At 69.7% G+C, this 18,003-nt stretch carries 15 protein-coding genes; 9 read left to right on the top strand and 6 right to left on the bottom strand.

Annotation, left to right across the window (positions count from 1 at the left end; translation table 11 throughout):
* Positions 1 to 8: 8 nt before the first annotated feature.
* The 4 genes from EAO75_RS07190 to eccD all read right to left on the bottom strand — a co-directional run bounded on the left by EAO75_RS07190 (position 9) and on the right by eccD (position 5,852).
* The gene (locus EAO75_RS07190) at positions 9 to 1,388 is read right to left on the bottom strand and encodes a M16 family metallopeptidase (RefSeq protein ID WP_147994109.1); all 1,380 of its coding nucleotides are present in this window, start codon (positions 1,386 to 1,388) and stop codon (positions 9 to 11) included.
* Positions 1,385 to 3,607, bottom strand: a complete 2,223-nt coding sequence (locus EAO75_RS07185) for a polyribonucleotide nucleotidyltransferase (protein WP_147994108.1) — start codon at positions 3,605 to 3,607, stop codon at positions 1,385 to 1,387. Before EAO75_RS07185 ends, EAO75_RS07190 begins: the two co-directional genes overlap by 4 nt.
* Positions 3,608 to 3,909: 302 nt before the next feature.
* On the bottom strand, positions 3,910 to 4,197 hold the full coding sequence (gene rpsO / locus EAO75_RS07180) for a 30S ribosomal protein S15 (protein WP_147994107.1): 288 nt from the start codon (positions 4,195 to 4,197) through the stop codon (positions 3,910 to 3,912).
* A 197-nt stretch (positions 4,198 to 4,394) separates the two neighbouring features.
* The gene (eccD, locus tag EAO75_RS07175; protein ID WP_147994106.1) at positions 4,395 to 5,852 is read right to left on the bottom strand and encodes a type VII secretion integral membrane protein EccD; all 1,458 of its coding nucleotides are present in this window, start codon (positions 5,850 to 5,852) and stop codon (positions 4,395 to 4,397) included.
* 277 nt (positions 5,853 to 6,129) lie between these two features.
* Between eccD and eccCa the strand changes: the two genes are divergently transcribed.
* The 6 genes from eccCa to EAO75_RS07145 all read left to right on the top strand — a co-directional run bounded on the left by eccCa (position 6,130) and on the right by EAO75_RS07145 (position 14,886).
* Positions 6,130 to 10,074 (top strand): type VII secretion protein EccCa, encoded by a 3,945-nt coding sequence (gene eccCa / locus EAO75_RS07170; protein WP_147994105.1) that lies wholly within the window; start codon positions 6,130 to 6,132, stop codon positions 10,072 to 10,074.
* A gap of 152 nt (positions 10,075 to 10,226) precedes the next feature.
* Positions 10,227 to 10,610, top strand: a complete 384-nt coding sequence (locus EAO75_RS07165) for a hypothetical protein (RefSeq protein ID WP_147994104.1) — start codon at positions 10,227 to 10,229, stop codon at positions 10,608 to 10,610.
* An 84-nt stretch (positions 10,611 to 10,694) separates the two neighbouring features.
* Positions 10,695 to 11,012 carry a DUF397 domain-containing protein gene (locus EAO75_RS07160; RefSeq protein ID WP_147994103.1) on the top strand — a complete coding sequence of 106 codons (318 nt, stop codon included), beginning with the start codon at positions 10,695 to 10,697 and terminating at the stop codon, positions 11,010 to 11,012.
* A gap of 123 nt (positions 11,013 to 11,135) precedes the next feature.
* Entirely contained in the window at positions 11,136 to 13,088 is a 1,953-nt protein-coding gene (locus EAO75_RS07155; RefSeq protein ID WP_147994102.1) for an ATP-binding protein, read from the top strand.
* 93 nt (positions 13,089 to 13,181) lie between these two features.
* Positions 13,182 to 14,513, top strand: a complete 1,332-nt coding sequence (locus tag EAO75_RS07150; RefSeq protein WP_147994101.1) for an SUKH-4 family immunity protein — start codon at positions 13,182 to 13,184, stop codon at positions 14,511 to 14,513.
* A 67-nt stretch (positions 14,514 to 14,580) separates the two neighbouring features.
* Positions 14,581 to 14,886: a hypothetical protein gene (locus EAO75_RS07145; RefSeq protein WP_261989167.1), complete on the top strand. Its 306-nt coding sequence runs from the start codon at positions 14,581 to 14,583 to the stop codon at positions 14,884 to 14,886.
* Between the two features lie 119 nt (positions 14,887 to 15,005).
* Here EAO75_RS07145 and EAO75_RS07140 read toward each other — a convergent pair whose 3' ends face one another.
* Positions 15,006 to 15,434 carry a hypothetical protein gene (locus EAO75_RS07140; protein ID WP_147994100.1) on the bottom strand — a complete coding sequence of 143 codons (429 nt, stop codon included), beginning with the start codon at positions 15,432 to 15,434 and terminating at the stop codon, positions 15,006 to 15,008.
* Between the two features lie 159 nt (positions 15,435 to 15,593).
* Here EAO75_RS07140 and EAO75_RS07135 point away from each other — a divergent pair, with 159 nt between their 5' ends.
* Together EAO75_RS07135 and EAO75_RS07130 are read left to right on the top strand one after the other, a co-directional pair.
* Positions 15,594 to 16,250, top strand: coding sequence for a hypothetical protein (locus tag EAO75_RS07135; protein WP_147994099.1), 657 nt, complete (start codon positions 15,594 to 15,596; stop codon positions 16,248 to 16,250).
* 209 nt (positions 16,251 to 16,459) lie between these two features.
* On the top strand, positions 16,460 to 16,987 hold the full coding sequence (locus EAO75_RS07130) for a hypothetical protein (protein ID WP_147994098.1): 528 nt from the start codon (positions 16,460 to 16,462) through the stop codon (positions 16,985 to 16,987).
* Between the two features lie 36 nt (positions 16,988 to 17,023).
* Here the strand turns inward: EAO75_RS07130 and EAO75_RS07125 are convergent, their stop codons facing one another.
* On the bottom strand, positions 17,024 to 17,419 hold the full coding sequence (locus EAO75_RS07125) for a hypothetical protein (protein WP_147994097.1): 396 nt from the start codon (positions 17,417 to 17,419) through the stop codon (positions 17,024 to 17,026).
* Between the two features lie 39 nt (positions 17,420 to 17,458).
* Between EAO75_RS07125 and EAO75_RS45630 the strand changes: the two genes are divergently transcribed.
* Positions 17,459 to 18,003: hypothetical protein (locus tag EAO75_RS45630; protein WP_187284326.1), on the top strand; the 545-nt coding region annotated here is incomplete at its 3' end.

Here is an 18,003-nt window from a genome sequence, read left to right as displayed (position 1 = left end):
AACGGTTGTTAGGCGACAGCTTCGTTCAGCCGGGACGCCTGCTTGTCCTTCAGCGGGCCGATGACCGACAGCGAGGGCCGCCGGCCCAGGATGTCGCGGGCGACCGAGCGGACGTCGTCCGGGGTCACCGCCGCTATCCGGACGAGCATGTCGTCGACGGACATCTGCTCGCCCCAGCACAGCTCACTCTTGCCGATGCGGTTCATCAGCGCACCGGTGTCCTCCAGACCGAGGACGGTGGAGCCGCGGAGCTGGCCGATGGCGCGGTCGATCTCGTCGTCGGACAGGCCGTGTTCGGCGACCTGGTCGAGTTCGTCGCGGCAGATCTTCAGCACGTCGTGGACCTGCGAGGGCCGGCAGCCCGCGTACACGCCGAACAGGCCGCAGTCGGCGAAGCCTGAGGTGTACGAGTACACGCTGTAGGCCAGGCCGCGCTTCTCGCGGACCTCCTGGAACAGGCGGGACGACATGCCACCGCCGAGGGCGGTGTTGAGGACGCCCAGCGCCCAGCGGCGCTCGTCCGTGCGGGCGAGGCCTGGCATGCCGAGGACGACGTGTGCCTGCTCGGTCTTGCGGCCGAGGAGCTCGACGCGGCCCGCGGTGCGCAGGGTGCGGCGTCCGTCGCGCGGGGCGATGGGCGCGGCGTCGCCGTTCTTGAAGGCGCCTGCCTTCTCGAAGGCCGCGCGGACCTGGCGTACGACCTTGTTGTGGTCGATGTTGCCGGCGGCCGCCACGACCAGGTGCGTCGGGTCGTAGTGCTTCTTGTAGAAGCGGCGGATGCGGTCGGCGGTGAGGGCGTTGACCGTGTCGACCGTGCCGAGGACCGGGCGGCCGAGGGGGTTGTCGCCGAACATCGTGTGCGCGAACAGGTCGTGCACGCAGTCGCCCGGGTCGTCCTCGGTCATGGCGATCTCTTCGAGGATCGCGCCCCGCTCGACGTTCACGTCCTCTTCGAGGATCAGGGAGCCCGTGAGCATGTCGCAGACGACGTCGATGGCGAGCGGCAGGTCGGTGTCGAGCACGCGCGCGTAGTAGCACGTGTACTCCTTCGCCGTGAACGCGTTCATCTCGCCGCCGACGGCGTCGAGGGCGGAGGAGATATCCAGTGCCGACCTGCGGGTCGTGCCCTTGAAGAGCAGGTGCTCCAGGTAGTGCGTGGCGCCGTTCAGAGCCGGCGTCTCGTCGCGGGAGCCGACGTGCGCCCAGATGCCGAAGGTCGCCGAGCGGACCGAGGGCAGGGTCTCGGTGACGATGCGCAGGCCGCCCGGGAGGGTGGTCTTGCGGACCGTGCCGATGCCGTTGGTGCCCTTGATCAGGGTTTGGGTACGGGCGACGGCCCGCGCCTCCGAAGAGGTGCGGGCCGTCGCCGTGGAGCTACTCGACGTCACTGGTCGGTGTCGTCCTTCTTGTCCTCGTCGGAGCCTTCTTCGCCCTCGATGACCGGGACGAGCGAGAGCTTGCCGCGGGAGTCGATCTCGGCGATCTCGACCTGGACCTTGGCGCCCACGCCGAGCACGTCCTCGACGTTCTCCACGCGCTTGCCGCCGGCCAGCTTGCGGATCTGCGAGATGTGCAGCAGACCGTCCTTGCCGGGGAGCAGCGACACGAACGCGCCGAAGGTGGTCGTCTTCACGACCGTGCCCAGGTAGCGCTCGCCGACCTCGGGCATCGTCGGGTTGGCGATGCCGTTGATCGTGGTGCGGGCGGCCTCGGCGGAGGGGCCGTCGACCGCGCCGATGTAGATCGTGCCGTCGTCCTCGATCGTGATGTCGGCGCCGGTGTCCTCCTGGATCTGGTTGATCATCTTGCCCTTGGGGCCGATGACCTCGCCGATCTTGTCCACGGGGATCTTGACGGTGATGATCCGCGGGGCGTTGGGGGACATCTCGTCCGGCGTGTCGATCGCTTCCATCATCACGTCGAGGATGTGGAGGCGGGCGTCACGGGCCTGCTTGAGGGCGGCGCCCAGGACGGAGGCCGGGATGCCGTCCAGCTTGGTGTCGAGCTGGAGGGCGGTCACGAACTCCTTGGTGCCGGCGACCTTGAAGTCCATGTCGCCGAAGGCGTCCTCCGCACCGAGGATGTCGGTGAGGGTGACGTAGTGCGTCTCGCCCTCGATCTCCTGGGAGATCAGGCCCATGGCGATACCGGCGACGGGGGCCTTCAGCGGCACACCGGCGTTCAGCAGCGACATGGTGGAGGCGCAGACCGAGCCCATGGACGTCGAGCCGTTGGAGCTCAGCGCCTCGGAGACCTGGCGGATCGCGTAGGGGAACTCCTCGCGCGTCGGCAGGACCGGCACGAGGGCGCGCTCGGCGAGGGCGCCGTGGCCGATCTCGCGGCGCTTCGGGGAGCCGACGCGGCCGGTCTCGCCGGTGGAGTACGGCGGGAAGTTGTAGTTGTGCATGTAGCGCTTGCGGGTCACCGGCGAGAGGGTGTCCAGCTGCTGCTCCATACGGAGCATGTTGAGGGTGGTGACGCCCAGGATCTGGGTCTCGCCACGCTCGAACACCGCCGAACCGTGCACGCGCGGGATGGCCTCGACCTCGGCGGCGAGCGTACGGATGTCCGTCACGCCACGGCCGTCGATGCGCTTCTTCTCCTTGATCACGCGCTCGCGGACCAGCTGCTTGGTGAGCGAGCGGTACGCGGCGGAGATCTCCTTCTCGCGGCCCTCGAACTCCGGCAGGAGCTTCTCGGCGGCGAGCGCCTTGACGCGGTCCAGCTCGGACTCGCGCTCCTGCTTGCCGGCGATGGTCAGCGCGGAGGCGAGCTCCGGGCGGACGGCGGCGGTCAGGGCCTCGAGGACGTCGTCCTGGTAGTCCAGGAAGATCGGGAACTCGCCGGTCGGCTTGGCGGCCTTCGCGGCGAGGTCGGCCTGAGCCTTGCAGAGCACCTTGATGAAGGGCTTCGCGGCGTCCAGACCGGCGGCGACGACCTCCTCGGTCGGGGCCTCGGCGCCACCCTGGACCAGCTTGATGGTCCCCTCGGTGGCCTCGGCCTCGACCATCATGATCGCGACGTCGCCGTCCTCCAGGGTGCGGCCCGCGACGACCATGTCGAAGACGGCGTCCTCGAGCTCGGTGTGCGTCGGGAAGGCCACCCACTGGCCGCGGATCAGCGCGACGCGGACGCCGCCGATCGGGCCGGAGAAGGGCAGACCGGCCAGCTGCGTGGACGCGGAGGCGGCGTTGATCGCCACGACGTCGTACAGGTGGTCGGGGTTGAGCGCCATGATCGTGGCGACGACCTGGATCTCGTTGCGCAGGCCCTTCTTGAAGGACGGGCGCAGCGGGCGGTCGATGAGGCGGCAGGTGAGGATCGCGTCCTCGGAGGGGCGGCCCTCACGGCGGAAGAAGCTGCCGGGGATCTTGCCGGCGGCGTACATCCGCTCCTCGACGTCCACCGTCAGGGGGAAGAAGTCGAGCTGGTCCTTGGGGTTCTTGGAGGCGGTGGTGGCCGACAGCACCATGGTGTCGTCGTCCAGGTACGCCACGGCGGAGCCGGCGGCCTGCTTGGCCAGGCGGCCCGTCTCGAAGCGGATGGTGCGGGTGCCGAAGGAGCCGTTGTCGATGACGGCCTCGGCGTAGTGGGTCTCGTTCTCCACTAGCGTTTTCTCCGTTACTTTTCGTCTGCGTTGCGTCTTTTGTCCCGATCCGCCCGTGTGGCGGGGGGACGTGAGCGGAGAAGCTGCTCCATCTGGTGCGGGCCGGTCTTCGATCGAAGCACCCGGGTTCGCATCGCCCGGGGGCCACTACCGAGGACCGGCGGCGGCGAGGTGCACTTCTCCTCGTGTTGTTGCGTTGTGCTACCACACTACAAAGCGTCAGTGACACTCCGCACGTTTCCGTACGTACGGCAAAGGGAGCGGCTCCCGATCCTTCCGGGAACCGCTCCCCTCATGGCGTCTTACTTCGCGCCCGCCGCACCGCGGCGGATGCCGAGGCGGTCGACCAGCGCACGGAAGCGCTGGATGTCCTTCTTCGCCAGGTACTGGAGAAGACGGCGGCGCTGACCGACGAGGATCAGCAGACCACGACGGGAGTGGTGGTCGTGCTTGTGGGTCTTGAGGTGCTCGGTCAGGTCCGAGATGCGACGCGAGAGCATGGCGACCTGGACCTCGGGGGAGCCGGTGTCGCCCTCCTTGGTACCGAACTCGGCGATGATCTGCTTCTTCGTGGCGGTGTCGAGCGACACGTGTACTCCTCGTAGTCTCTGATTGCCACCGAGTGCCCCTGGTCCACTTCTCAGGGGAGCTTCCGTAACTCGGGAGGCGGGGATCCGCTGGGCGCGTCCCCCAGGTGGACCCGGGGGTGCGTACACAAACGGCCGTCACACAGCGTACCAGCACGCAGGCACGCTCTTGACAGGCGGTGCGCCGGGCACCGCCCGGGTCAGATGCCGCCGCGGACCTTGGCGTAGACGTCGAGGACGGCCAGGCAGATCGGGACCAGGGAGAGCAGGACCAGCGAGTCGGCAAGGTCCAGCATGCGGCCCCAGAAGGGGGACAGGCCCTTCTGCGGCACGATCAGGGCGATCGCGATCAGCAGCAGCACGCCGACCCCGACGGAGGCACCGAGCCACAGGGTGCGTACGTCGACCGGGCCGGAGTTGCCCTGGAGCATCTCCATGATGATGTCGGCCGGCGGCGAGATCGCGAGGCCGAGGACCAGCAGGGCGAGCGTGATGACACCGGCCACGAAGAGGCAGGTGACCTGCGCGGTGTAGCGGAACAGGCGGGCCCGCAGCATCGCGGCGAGGCCGGTGCACAGGGCCAGCAGCTGGGCCCAGCCGTTGTCGCTGAAGCCGAGCACCGCGCCGCCCGCGCCGATGATCACCGCGGCGCAGCCGCCGACCAGGCCGAGCAGCAGCTCGTGGCCCCGGCTGGTCTGGGCGACGATGCGCTGGACGTCGACGGCCTCCAGGTCGCCCTCGCGACCGTCGCGGCGGGCCCGGGCCAGGTCCTCGGGGTTGCGGAAGCCGATCGGCAGCTTGGCGAAGCGGGACGACCAGCCGGGCAGGAAGCCGACGACCGCCAGGGCCACGACCGAGGTACCGGCGGCGATCTCCCGCGGCTCCGCCTCGGTGAGCACCCCGCAGAACACCGCGAGGGTGCCGATCGCGGAGGCCAGCGCGGCGGCCACGAACGGGGCGTCGCCCTGCGGCAGCAGCATGATCAGTACGACGGAGCAGAGCAGTACGGCGACACAGCCGACGAGGAACTGGATCCGTCCGGGGCCCTCGCCCGCGTCCTGGGGAATGGCGCCGGAGCCCGCGATCAGCGCGTGCGGCAGCGCGGAGATGCCGAGCGCGACGGCGGAGGCGCGGTCCTCGTACACCCGGGCCCGCACGCCGGCGAGCGACATCAGGGCGAGCGCGGTCACGCCGGCCATGATGCCCTGTAGGCCGTGCATGTCGTGCCGTACCGGATCCGCGAACCAGAAGACGAAGCCGAGCATGACCAGCAGCAACGACCCCGCGACCAGGCCGGCGACCCGCATGAGGTTGTCGTTCCAGCTGCGGGTGTCCTGCTTGACCGCGGCGGCGATGGCGTCGACCACGTCGTCGTGCACGGCCGGCGGCAGCGAGTCGGCGAAGGTCCGCAGCAGCAGCACCTCACCGTCTCTGACGCGGTGCTCCAGCAACGAACGGCTCGCGTCGAGTACTTGGCCCTCGCGGGTCACGAGGTGGTATCCGGCGGGACTGTTGTCCGACTGGACCAGGCCCGAGAGCCTGATGATCTCGGGAAAGAGGTCCTGGACCGGCAGGTCCTCCGGCAGCGCCACATCCACGCGACTGTCCGGCGCTGCGATGGTGATTCGGCAGAAACCTGTCGAAGTCCCCGTGCTCACCTGGTGTTCCCCCTGCTAGACAAGGCATCTTCGCACCGCTCCTACGGCGCGGGTCGCCACCTTATCCGCTGGCGTACCCGGTACAGGACCTACCTCCCGCATTCCTCCCAGGACCTGCGCCGCATCTCCATCCGCCTCCCTCCATCGGGCACCCGGCGCATCAGTAGGATCGACCTCTACGCGAACGACGCCTACGCGAACGAGAACACGTCGCGGTACAACGGGGGCGTCGGTGCCAGGACGTATCACGTATCAATCGCGAAGGATGAGTGCATCGGTGAGCGTCGTCATCATCAAACGGCCACCGCGGATAGTGCCACCGGCCGTCCCGGACGGCGAGGTCAAACTGGAGACGCCTCCCGAGATCCCTCGCGAGGGCGACGAGAGCATGCTCATGAACCTGCTGCCCATGATGGGCATGCTGGGTTCCGTCGGTTTCTTCTTCATGCCCAACCTGCCCTCCTACATGAGGGTGGTCGGCGGGCTGATGCTGGCCTCGACGCTGGCCATGGCCATCGCCCAGTTCGCCAAGTCCCGGCAGGGCGGCGGCGCGGGGATGGCCCAGGACCGGCGTGACTACTTCCGCTACCTGGAGCAGGTCCGCAAGGACGTGCACAAGACCGCGGAACTGCAGCGGCAGAGCCAGCTCTTCCAGCATCCCGACCCGGAACAGCTGTGGGCGGTCGCCGCCGACGGCAAGCGGCTCTGGGAGCGGCGTCCGACGGACGCGGACTTCGCGTCCGTGCGGATCGGCCGCGGTGTGCAGCAGCTGAACACCCCGCTGGTCGCACCGGAGACGGCTCCCAAGGAGGAGCTGGAGCCGCTGACCGCGGCGGCCATGAAGGCCTTCCTCGACGCGCACGGCAGCCTGTCCGACCTCCCGGTCGCCATCTCGCTGCGCGCCTTCTACCACGTCACGATCTGCGGCGAGACGGACACCGTCTACGGCAACGCCCGCTCGACCCTGTCCCAGCTGGCGACGCTGCACTCGCCCGAGGACATGATGATCGCGGTCGTGGCGCACCCCTCCGCGGCGGCGGACTGGGACTGGATCAAGTGGCTGCCGCACTGCCAGCACCCGAAGGCCAAGGACGGAGCGGGCTCGTCCCGGCTCCTCTTCGACGACCTCGGTGAGCTGGAGGAGGCGCTCGCGGACCAGCTGGACGACCGGCCCCGCTGGAACCGTGAGGCCAATCCCGTCTACGACCAGCCGCACCTGATCGTGGTGCTCGACGGCGGCACCGTCCCGCCGGACTCCGAACTCGCCAGCAGCGAGGGCCTGCAGGGCGTCACCTTCCTGGAGATCGCCCCGGGCGAGCTGGAGGAGGAGCTGCGCGCCGGTCTGACGGTCTATGTGAAGCCGGAGCGGATGCGGCTGTTCGTCGGCCACGAGTCCGCCTACAACGGCAAGCCCGACCTGCTCAACCCGGCGCAGGCCGAGTCCCTGTCGCGGCAGCTGGCCCCCTTCCGGGTCGGCTCCGCCGAGGAGGGCGAACCCCTCCTGTCCAACCTGGACTTCACGGACCTCATGGGCATCGGCGACGCGGGCACGGTCGATGTCTCCCGCACCTGGCGTCCGCGCACGCTGCACGAGCGGCTGCGCGTGCCGATCGGTGTCGGCGAGAACGGCGAGCCGGTCATGCTGGACCTCAAGGAGGCCTCGCAGGAGGGCATGGGCCCGCACGGCCTGTGCGTCGGTGCCACCGGTTCCGGCAAGTCCGAGGTGCTGCGCACGCTGGTGCTCGGGCTCGCGGTGACGCACTCCTCGGAGACGCTGAACTTCATCCTCGCGGACTTCAAGGGTGGTGCGACCTTCGCCGGTATGGCGGACATGCCGCACACCGCGGCCGTGATCACCAACCTCGCGGACGACCTCACCCTCGTCGACCGCATGCGCGACTCGATCATGGGTGAGACGCAGCGCCGCCAGGAGCTGCTGCGCTCGGCGGGCAACTACGCCAACCTGCACGACTACGAGAAGGCCCGTGCCGCCGGTGCCGCGCTGGAGCCGATGGCCTCGCTGGTGATCGTGCTCGACGAGTTCTCCGAGCTCCTCACGGCCAAGCCGGACTTCATCGACATGTTCATCCAGATCGGTCGTATCGGCCGTTCGCTGGGTGTCCACCTGCTGCTGGCCTCGCAGCGCCTGGAAGAGGGCAAGCTGCGCGGCCTGGACACCTACCTGTCGTACCGGATCGGTCTGCGGACCTTCTCCGCCGCCGAGTCCCGTACGGCGATCGGTGTCCCGGACGCCTACCACCTGCCGTCGATCCCCGGTTCCGGGTATCTGCGGTACGACACCGACACCATGGTCCGCTTCAAGGCGGCGTACGTGTCGGGCGCGTACCACGGCGAAGGCCCGTCCCGGGTGCACCGCTCGACGCAGCTGCGTCCCGCGCTGTTCTCGGCGGAGCACGTGGCGCTGCCCCCGCAGCCGGTGATCGAGGAGCCGGAGCCCGACAACCGGGTGGACGACGCGCTCGCCGACACCGTCCTGGACGTGCTGGTCAGCCGGATGATCAACCAGGGACCGCCCGCCCACCAGGTGTGGCTGCCCCCGCTGGAGGAGGCGCCGTCGCTGGAGCAGCTGCTCCCGCAGCTCGCCGTCACCCCGGAGCGAGGCCTGACCGCGCCGGACTACACCGCGCTCGGCCGGCTCAACGTGCCGGTCGGCCTGGTGGACAAGCCGTTCGAGCAGCGGCGTGACGTGCTGTACCGGGACTTCGCGGGCGGCGCCGGTCACGGCCTGTTCGTCGGTGGTCCGCAGTCCGGCAAGTCGACGCTGCTGCGGACGCTCATCTCGTCGTTCGCGCTCACCCACACGCCGTCCGAAGTGCAGTTCTACTGCCTGGACTTCGGCGGTGGCTCGCTGATCTCGATGGAGGAGCTGGCGCACGTCGGCGGTGTCGCCAACCGTCTCGACGCCGAGAAGGTGCGCCGTACGGTCAGCGAGGTCGAGGGCATCCTGAACGCGCGTGAGGAGTACTTCCGCACGAACAACGTCGACTCGGTGCAGACCTACCGTCAGCGCCGGGCCGCAGGTCAGCTGCCGGACCAGATCTGGGGTGACGTCTTCCTCGTCATCGACGGCTGGGCCACGTTCAAGACCGACTACGAGATGCTGGAGGCGACCGTCACGGAGATCGCGACCCGCGGTCTCGGCTTCGGTGTGCACGTGATCCTGTCGGCGAGCCGCTACACCGAGGTGCGGCCCGCGCTCAAGGACATGCTCCAGAACCGCATCGAGCTGCGCCTCGGTGACCCGACGGAGTCGGAGATCGACCGCAAGGTCGCGCAGAACGTCCCCGCCACCGTGCCGGGCCGTGGTCTGACCCAGGACAAGCTGCACTTCATGACGGCGCTGCCGCGGGTCGACGGCTCCTCGGAGACGGAGGACCTGTCCGAGGCGACGTCGATCCTCGTCGGCGGCATCAACGAAAACTGGCAGGGCCAGCAGGCCCCGGCCGTCCGTCTGCTGCCCACGATGATGCCGGCCGACCGGCTGCCCAAGGGCTTCGAGCACCCGGACCGCGGTGTCGCCATCGGTATCGACGAGTCGTCGCTGTCGCCGGTCTTCGTCGACTTCGAGACCGACCCGCTCTTCATCGCGTTCGGTGAGAGCGAGTCCGGTAAGTCCGCACTGCTCAGGATGCTCGTCAAGCAGATCACCGAGCGCTACACGCCGGACCAGGCGAAGATCGTCATGGGTGACTACCGGCGCGCCCACCTGGAGGGAGTGCCCGACTCGCATCTGTCGCGGTACTGCGCCTCGGCGCCGGCCCTCACGGAGACGCTGGAGGGCCTGGCCGGCTCGATGCACCGCCGGATGCCCGGCCCGGACGTCACGCCCGAGCAGCTGCGCAACCGCAGTTGGTACAACAGCCCGGACGCGTTCGTCATCGTCGACGACTACGACCTGGTCGCGACCGGCGTGAACCCGCTGGCCCCGCTCCTGGAGTACCTGCCGTTCGCCCGTGACGTCGGTCTGCGCGTCATCATCGCGCGTGCCTCGGGCGGTGCGAGCCGGTCGCTGTACGAGCCGGTGATGCAGCGCATGCGTGAGCTGGGCGCCCAGGGCGTCGTGCTCTCCGGCGACCGGTCGGAGGGGCAGCTGCTCGGCAACATCACGGCGACGCAGCTGCCGCCGGGGCGTGGGTACTTCCACACGCGCCGGCGCGGTGGGCAGTTGATTCAGACGGGGTGGCTGCCGAACCGGTTCTGAGTGACGGCCGGTCGAGCTACGAGGGGCGGTACCCGGGTGGGTGCCGCCCCTTCCCGTTGCCCGTGGGGTGTGGGCCGTGTCAGAGGCCGGCGCTAAAGTGGCGTTGCGACAGAGAAGACGAGCCACGGGGGGCAGTTGTGCCGTCGGACTACATGGATTCCGATCCCAAGGTCCTCAAGACCGAGGGCTTCCACATGTTCAGCGTGGGAGTGGAGTTCGCCAAGGCCGTGACCAAACTGAAGACCGAACTGACCGGCCTCGAAAAGGGTGACACCCCGCCGTGGGGTGACGACGACATCGGCGAGAAGTTCGGAGTCGTCTACGAGGGCCTGCGCGACGGCATGTACGACTCGATGGGCAGCCTGGCGGAGCGGATCGCCGGGATGGGCGTCGCCTTCACCAAGATGGGCGTGGCGCACGAGCTGAACGAGGCCGAGCAGGACGCCATCTGGAAGGAGACGACGGCCCAGTACGACGGGCAGGTCGAGGTGCCGTCCGGGGTCGCGCACGCCAGGTTGCGGCCGCACGACCTCTGATCCGCGACGCGCATGTGCGGGGCGACCGAGGTCAGTAGGCTGAGACGCGTATGTCGTTCGCACGTCAGGAAGAGGCCCAGCAGCATGACCGAGGCACGGGACAACCAGGTCGAGACTCAGGCCGAGGACGTCAAGGCGCGCAAGGAGCGGGAGCGGGACGAGCTCTACGCCCTCGACATCTCGGGGGTCGAGTGGCAGTGCGCGCCCGGTACCGAGGAGCACGAGGAGCGGGTCGAGATCGCGTACCTGCCCGAGGGCGCGGTGGCCATGCGGTCGTCCCTCGATCCCGAGACCGTGCTGCGGTACACCGAGGCGGAGTGGCGGGCGTTCGTACTCGGGGCGCGGGACGGCGAGTTCGACCTGGATCCCGCGCCGCACAATGGTGGGGTGGCGGCCGAGTAGGTCGGTTTCCGGGGTACGTCGGCGGCGTTCACGCTCGGCCGACCGCTCGCTCGTGGGACCGGCACGGCGCCTAAGATCAGGGTCGTACGAGTATGCGTCCGCGATGGCGGAGGACGGGGACCCATGACCGGCTCGACCGAGGACTACGCACCGCACCCCCTCATAGGCGGCCGGACCGCCGCACTGCGCGCCCTTACCGCATGGCGTGGATCCGCACCCGGCGCTGCGCGCGTGATCGTGGTCACCGGCGGTTCCGGCAGCGGGCGTTCGCGTCTGCTCACGGGGTTCCTGATGCTGTGTGAGCCGGAGTTCCGCAAGCAGCTGCCACTGGACGAGATGGATCCGTCGACGGTGCCGCCCGAGCTGCCGGCCCCGGCTGTTCCCGCCCCCGACGGGCTGACCGCGGCCCAGGTCCTGTGGCTGCTCGCCGACCACTACGAGCTGAACGCCACCAGTATCGAGGCCGTGTACGCCGAGCTGGCCGCACTCGGCGAGCCGGTGACCGTCGTCGTACCGGACGTCGACCGTGCCGGTCCGGTACGGACTGCGGGCGAACCCGCACGGCTGGTACGGGAGGTGCTCTCCCCCCTGGCCGCCACGGAGACGGTTCGTCTGCTGGTCGAGGTGCCGCGTCCGCTGGCCGCCGAGCTGGCCCAGGGTCTGCCGGCCGGCGCCGTGCAGATCATCGATCTCGACGAGCCGGAGTGGGCCGACTCCGAGGGCCTGGTACGGCATGCCCAGGCAGCGCTGAACCCGGAGTTCGGAGCACCCGAGCTGCCCTTCACGATGGATCCCGCCGCCCGCCTCGCCCTGGGAGCGGCGATCGGCCGCCGGGCCGGGACCAGTCCGCTGGTCGTCCAACTCGCCGTCAACTGCATCCTGATGGCTCCCGAGGGATTCGACCCGGCCGACGAGAGGTTCCTGCCGACGTCCGTCGGTGAGGCCCTGGATCTGCACGCCAGGCGGCTCGGCACCGACTCGCAGACGCTGCGGCTGTTGCTGGCACCGCTTGCCCTGGCCGAGGCCGACGGCATACCGGTGCACCTGTGGGCGCGGCTGGCGAGTGCGGTCGCCGGGCAGGACATGAGCCAGGCCATCGCGGGCGGGTTGCTGCTCGCCGGGCCCTTCGTGCAGCCGGAGGAACAGGACACGGACCCGGCAGAGGGCGAGCAGGGGGAGGGCGGGCGTACGCTGCTGCGGCTGCTGCACCCGGCCATCGGTGACGAGATCCGCGCCGGTCTGCCGAACGTCGCCGCCGCTCAGACCCAGATCGCGATGGCCCTGCTGGAGGCCGTGCCGGAGCAGGACTGGAGCAAGGCCGACCCCTATGTGCGCGACCACATCGCCGGCCACACACTGGAAGCCGGACTGCTCCCCCAACTCCTCACGGATCCCGCACTGTTCGTCCACGCCGACCCGGTGCCGCTGCGCGCCGCCATCGAGGCCGTACCCCCTGAGGAACTGGGCGCACCGGCCCGTACGTACCTGCGTACGGCACCCCTGCTGACCCGCACCCAGGCGCCGACCATGCTGCGTGCCGCCCTGCTGGAGACCGCGTTCGTCGAGGACGGCCTGCCCGAGTACGCCGAGGCGATTCACCAGCGACTCGGCCTGGAACTGCCCTGGCAGACCCTGTGGAGCCTGCCCGTCCCCGGCATCAGCGCCGTGACCGTCGGCAGTCTGCCCCGCCCCGACGGACCTGCCACCCCGGTCGCCGTCATGGTCGTACCCGCGGGCACACCCGGCGCACGGCCGGCCGGCGCGCCCGGCGAGGAGTCCGGTGCCGCGGTGCTCGTCCATGGCCTCGTACGGCCTGATCCCCTCGGCGACGTCGATCCCGAGCAGGTTCTTCGCCCCTCGGAGGAGGAACGTGCCGCCGCCCCGCTGGGCCTGAGCCGCGGCGCCGACTACCTGCGTGTCTGGGAGCGGGCGGATCAGGAGGTCGTGGCCGCGCTGATCTCCGACGCGCCCTTCACCGCCGCCGACCTGTCCCCCGACGGCATCCTCCTCCTTGCCACCGAGCGCGGGGCGAAGGCCCTCCGTATTCGCGGGGCGGGCGCGGGGATAGCCTCGTAGGCACGTGTACGACAGCCTTGTGCATGCCTGGACCGCAGGTCCGCCCCTCTTTCCACTCCCCTCCCCGACCGACCCCTTCGAAGGAGCCTCCCCGTGACCAGCCAGGAGCAGGCGCTCGCCATCGCCGACCGTTGGCTCAATCCGGAAGGCTCCACGGAGCCGCGCCGCGAGGTCCGGATGCAGGAGTTCGACCTGGGCTGGGTCGTGTGGGCGGCGCCCGCGGAGCCCGAGCGTGACCCGGAGACCGGGGAGCGGCGGCCGCCTGCCGAGATCGGCAACGCGTGCGGGGTCGTGGACCGCAGCAGCGGCGAGCTGACCGTCTGGCCGTCGGTGCCGGTCGACGAGGTCGTCCGTATGTACCGGCAGAAGCACGGCGGCGCGGGACAGGGCGCGGGCCCGTCCGAAGGCGGCACCCGTCCGGTCACCGGTCCCGGCAACACCGCCGTCTTCACGTACACGGACCCGGCGAACGGCGAGGAGACCACCCTCTTCCGCACGTCCGCCCCGGGCCTGCCCCCCGCCGAGTACCAGGCGTGGGCGGACCTGCGGCGGATGAACGTACCCGTCGACAACGTCGTGGCCGTCCACACCGACCTGCGTCCCAGCCTGCTCCCCGGCGGCTACACGGCCGAGCTTCTCAACACCTTCCGCAACGCCCAGCTCTCCTGCTCACAGTCCTACGGGTCCCGTCCCGAGGCGCGTGCGGAGGGCATCGCGGCATTGGTCGAGCAGGTCGACACGATGCACCGGATCGCCGGCCGGCAGCCGCCGCCCCGCCCGCACCGCCTGCCGGTTCCCGTCCAGGTGACGCCCGCGGAGCCGATGCGTGACGTGGCCCTGGGGCACCATCTCGTCGAGGTTTTCGGCCAGCACGGCGTACGTCGTTACGACGCCGACGACCTCGCCGACGTCCCGCTGCCCGAGGCCACCAAGGCGACACTCACCTGGGCAGGGCTCCCGGCCGACCTCCCGCTCTTCTTCACCGCCGACCGGCCCGACGCGCCTCCCGCCGGCGGCCTGTTCACCGACGTCGCCACGAATCTGCGCGAGCGCCGCAGCCCGGCCGGCGAGGAGAAGATCGGCGCCCTGTCGTACCTGGTCCGGATCGGCTTCGACGGTGTCGCGGTCATCGCGGTGCAGTGCAGGCCGGGGACGGGACAGCCGGACGGCCTCGGCGCGCTGTGGGCCGTGGACCCGGTGACCGCGACCGCCCGCTACGTCAACGTCTCGGCCGCCGCCTTCGCGCGCTCCCTGAGCCTGCTCGCCGCCGCACGGCAGCGGCTGCAGGGCCTGGACCCGATCGCGGCCGGTGCGGAAGTGGCCGCGCTGCAGGAGCAGTTGGCGGCCGTGGACGCGTCCGCGCTGGGCAACGCGGACACCTGGTGGTCGCTGATCGTCGAGCAGATGTGGCACGGGTTGTTCTGACCGGCCGCCGCCCGGCCCTCTTGGCAGAGCCCCACCGAGGCAACCGAGACGACTGGAAGAGCGACCCGTGACGTCGGACCACCCGGCACCGCCCACCACCTCCGAGCAGGCCCTCGCCATCGTGCGCAACCGCTATGCGCAGCCCAAGCTGCCGGATGGCACTCCGGCCGAGCTGCGCGTGGCGGAGTTCGACATCGGATACCTGGTGTACGCGGTGTTCCCGCCGGTCACGGACGCCGCCGGGCGGCCTCAGCCGGCTCCGCCCGGCGGCAGCAAGATCGTGGTCGCCAAGGACACCGGCGAGACCGTCACCGTCCCCAACTTCCCGACGGAGGCGGCCATCGCGCTGTACCGGAGGCAGCGTCAGGCATGACCCGCCCGTCAGGGACACGAACGTCATGACCCGCCCGTCATGACACGAAGGTCACGACACGAAGGTCACGACACGAACGTCACGACGCGGAGGTCACGACACGAAGGTCGTACGCGTGATCAGTACAGCGAGAACCCGCCGCTGTGCCGCCCCTGGTTCTTCCTCCCGGACTGCGAGTTCTCGTCCTCCGACCGCTTCGGCTCGGAGGATCCGGAGGAAGGGCCACCGCCGGCCAGCTTCTCGCCGTGCCTAACCTGATCGCGTTCTTCGTCCGACAGTGCCTCCCACTGACCGCGCAGGGACGCCATGCCTCCGCCCAGGGCGCGTGACACCGCGGGGTCGTCCAGGGCGTCGCGCAGGGCAAGGCGGCCGGAGAGCAGCTTCTTGGCCGCCTCCTGCATCTCCTTGCCGGCGCCTTCGGTTTCGGACAGCTTGCGCAGGGCGGAGTTCAGGGAACGGATCTGGTCCGGTTCGAGTGCCTCGTCGAGCACACCGCGTTCCTGCGAAGAGTCGTGCGGGTTGGGTGAGTTCTCGGGTTTCCTGGTCATTCGCTTCTCCTCGACTCTCGACACCTGAAGTATCTCCCGTCACACACGGGTGCCATGCTGGGGCCCTCTGGGCGAAGTCGTGAAGGACCGCGGAGATGGACCGAGGCAAGGACCGAGGCAAGGACCGAGGCAAGCACCAAGGAGAGGGACCGCATCGTCATGGCTCGGACGCAAGGCACAGGACGCGGCACAGGCATCGACCGTTCCCTCACCCGCCTCGTCGGTGGAGCCTTCGGGCGCTTGGGGCGTGCGGGCGGCCTGGTCTTTCTGATCGCGGGGCTGACCGTGAGCGGATTCGGTGCGTACGAGGGGGCGTACGCGGCGGGATGGGCGGGCACGCGCGGCACGCTGACGGTGCAGCAGTGCGAGGTGAGCTACCCGAGCAGCGCCTCCCGCAGCAGCCGTAAGAACCGCCGGCCCGTCCGCTGCGAGGGCACCTTCGTCTCCGAGGACGGCAAGAGCACGGACACCGGCGCTGCGGTGCAGGTAAGGCAACGGTATGCGCGGGGCGCCGAGTTGGCGGTGCAGCAGACCGATCCGCCGACGGCGGAGGGCGCGATGGATGCTGAGTACGTACAGACCGGCATGGACCGGGCATGGCGCTGGTTCGGTGCCTTCTTCGGTGGCTGGGTCCTCACAGGCCTCGGTGTGTTCTGCCTCGCGACGGGGTTCGCGCCGTTCGGCCGGAGCCGTATCTCGTTCGACGCGGCATGGGAGGCGGCGGGGCGGGGAGTGACGCGGTCGGTCGTGATCGGGACGATCGGGGTGGGGCTCGTCGGCGCCGCGGTGTCGTTCCTGGTCAGTTACTTCTTCTGACCGGTACTGCTTCTGCTGACGGTTCTGCTTCTGCTGACGGGTCTGCTTCTGCTGACGGGTCTGCCTCTTCTGACGGGTTCTACTTCTTCTGACCGGTTCCCGCACGGCCCGCCCCCGGCGGGGACCCGGCTGGCTCCGGAGGGTAGCGTGCGCCTGTCAACTTTTCCGTTGATCTCCAGCCGTTCAGCCAACCACGGGGTTTCTCAGGCATGTCCACGCCTCCACCGCAGTACCAGAACCAACCACCGTACGGGCAGCCGCAGCAGCCGTACGGATACCCGCAGCAACCTCAGCAGCCTCAGGCTCCGTACGGATATCCGCAGCAGCCGCAGCCTCCCGGCGGGCCGCAGCGACCGCAGGGACCGCAGCCGGGAGGTCTGTTGCGGGTGCTGAAGTCCGCCGTCATCGTCATCGCGGTGCTCGGCGCACTTGGCTACTGGGTCTGGGACTACAACACCAGCCCCACCGGCGGCAAGGCGAAGGCGGAGGCTTCGGCGTCCGCGGCTGCCGAGGAGGCCAAGACGCACGACCCCGAGATCGGCGACTGCGTCAAGGTCGCGGACCCGCAGGGCGAGCCGCTGCCGACGGTCGTCGACTGTGGCTCGCCCGAGGCCGAGTACAAGACGGGTGCCCTGCTACCCGGCCAGGACCAGGAATGCTCGTCGAAGTACGACTACGGCATCCAGTACCGCAACAGCCGGGGCTTCGACTACACGTTGTGCTTCACCAAGGTCTGATCAGACCTGCGGCTCGCTGACCAGAACTCGGGAGAGTCAGGGCAGCGCATCCGCCAGCGACGCGCCCGCCGCCGCGAGAATGATCGCCATCATGGCCCAGCGGGTGCGGGCGCGTCGCGCCAACTCCACGCTGAGACCGGCAAAAGCCAGACTCAGGCCGTACACCACGGTCCCCACACCGGCCTGCCTACCGCTTTTGAGCTGCCCCACGATCACGATGAGGCAGACCAGTGCCACCAACGCCCCGGCGCCCATGAGCCCGCCGCGAGCGCTCCGCGCCTGCTGCGACCGCTGTCTCGCGAACCCCGGATCCGATTGCCTCTGGAAACTCGCCCGGATCTCGTCCACGCCGGGCGGGACCGGCTCGCCCTCGCCGCCTCGGACCTGCGTCTGTAGCTGTTCCCCGCCGAGTTCCCGGCCGTGCGTCGTCATGGGGAGGCAGCCTAGGTCAATTCGCTAAGCTCACGCACCATGTTGCCTTCGCACACGCCCTCCCCCGCCCCGGACGCCATGGTCATTCGTACCGGCCGTCGCGGCGCCATGACCGGGCTCCCCTGCTCCGTCCTGCTCATCGCGATGGGCGCCGTGGGCGCCTTGGGCGCGGTCCTGGTTGCTACCGGGAACCAGAAGGGGGAGTCCAACCCGGCAGGGTTCGCGGGCCTCGTGTTCATGCTGCTGCTCGGTGCGCTCGGCGTGTTCCTCTTCATCGCCAACTGGGCGAACCGCCGCGCCCGAATCCTGGTCGACCCCACGGGCCTGTGGGTCGACAACGGAAAGCTTCGGAACGTCATCCCCTGGCAGAGCCTCGCCGGAGTCGGCCTGTACTGGAGCAAGTTCGGCCGAAGCCAGAAGGTCTACTCCCTGGAACTCTTCCCCGCCGGCCCCATAGACCGGGACGACCCGGTCCTGTGGACCCTCGTCCGCGACGAGGAGCCGTTGCATCCGGACCCGGCGCCGGTAGATGTAGAGGGCGTCGTCGTCGGACTGCTGGTGGACGGCGATGCGGTCCTGGGCGG

The sequence above is a fragment of the Streptomyces sp. UW30 genome (genome assembly GCF_008042075.1).
Classification (GTDB): Bacteria; Actinomycetota; Actinomycetes; order Streptomycetales; family Streptomycetaceae; genus Streptomyces.
This window is presented reverse-complemented; position numbering and strand designations above follow the sequence as displayed.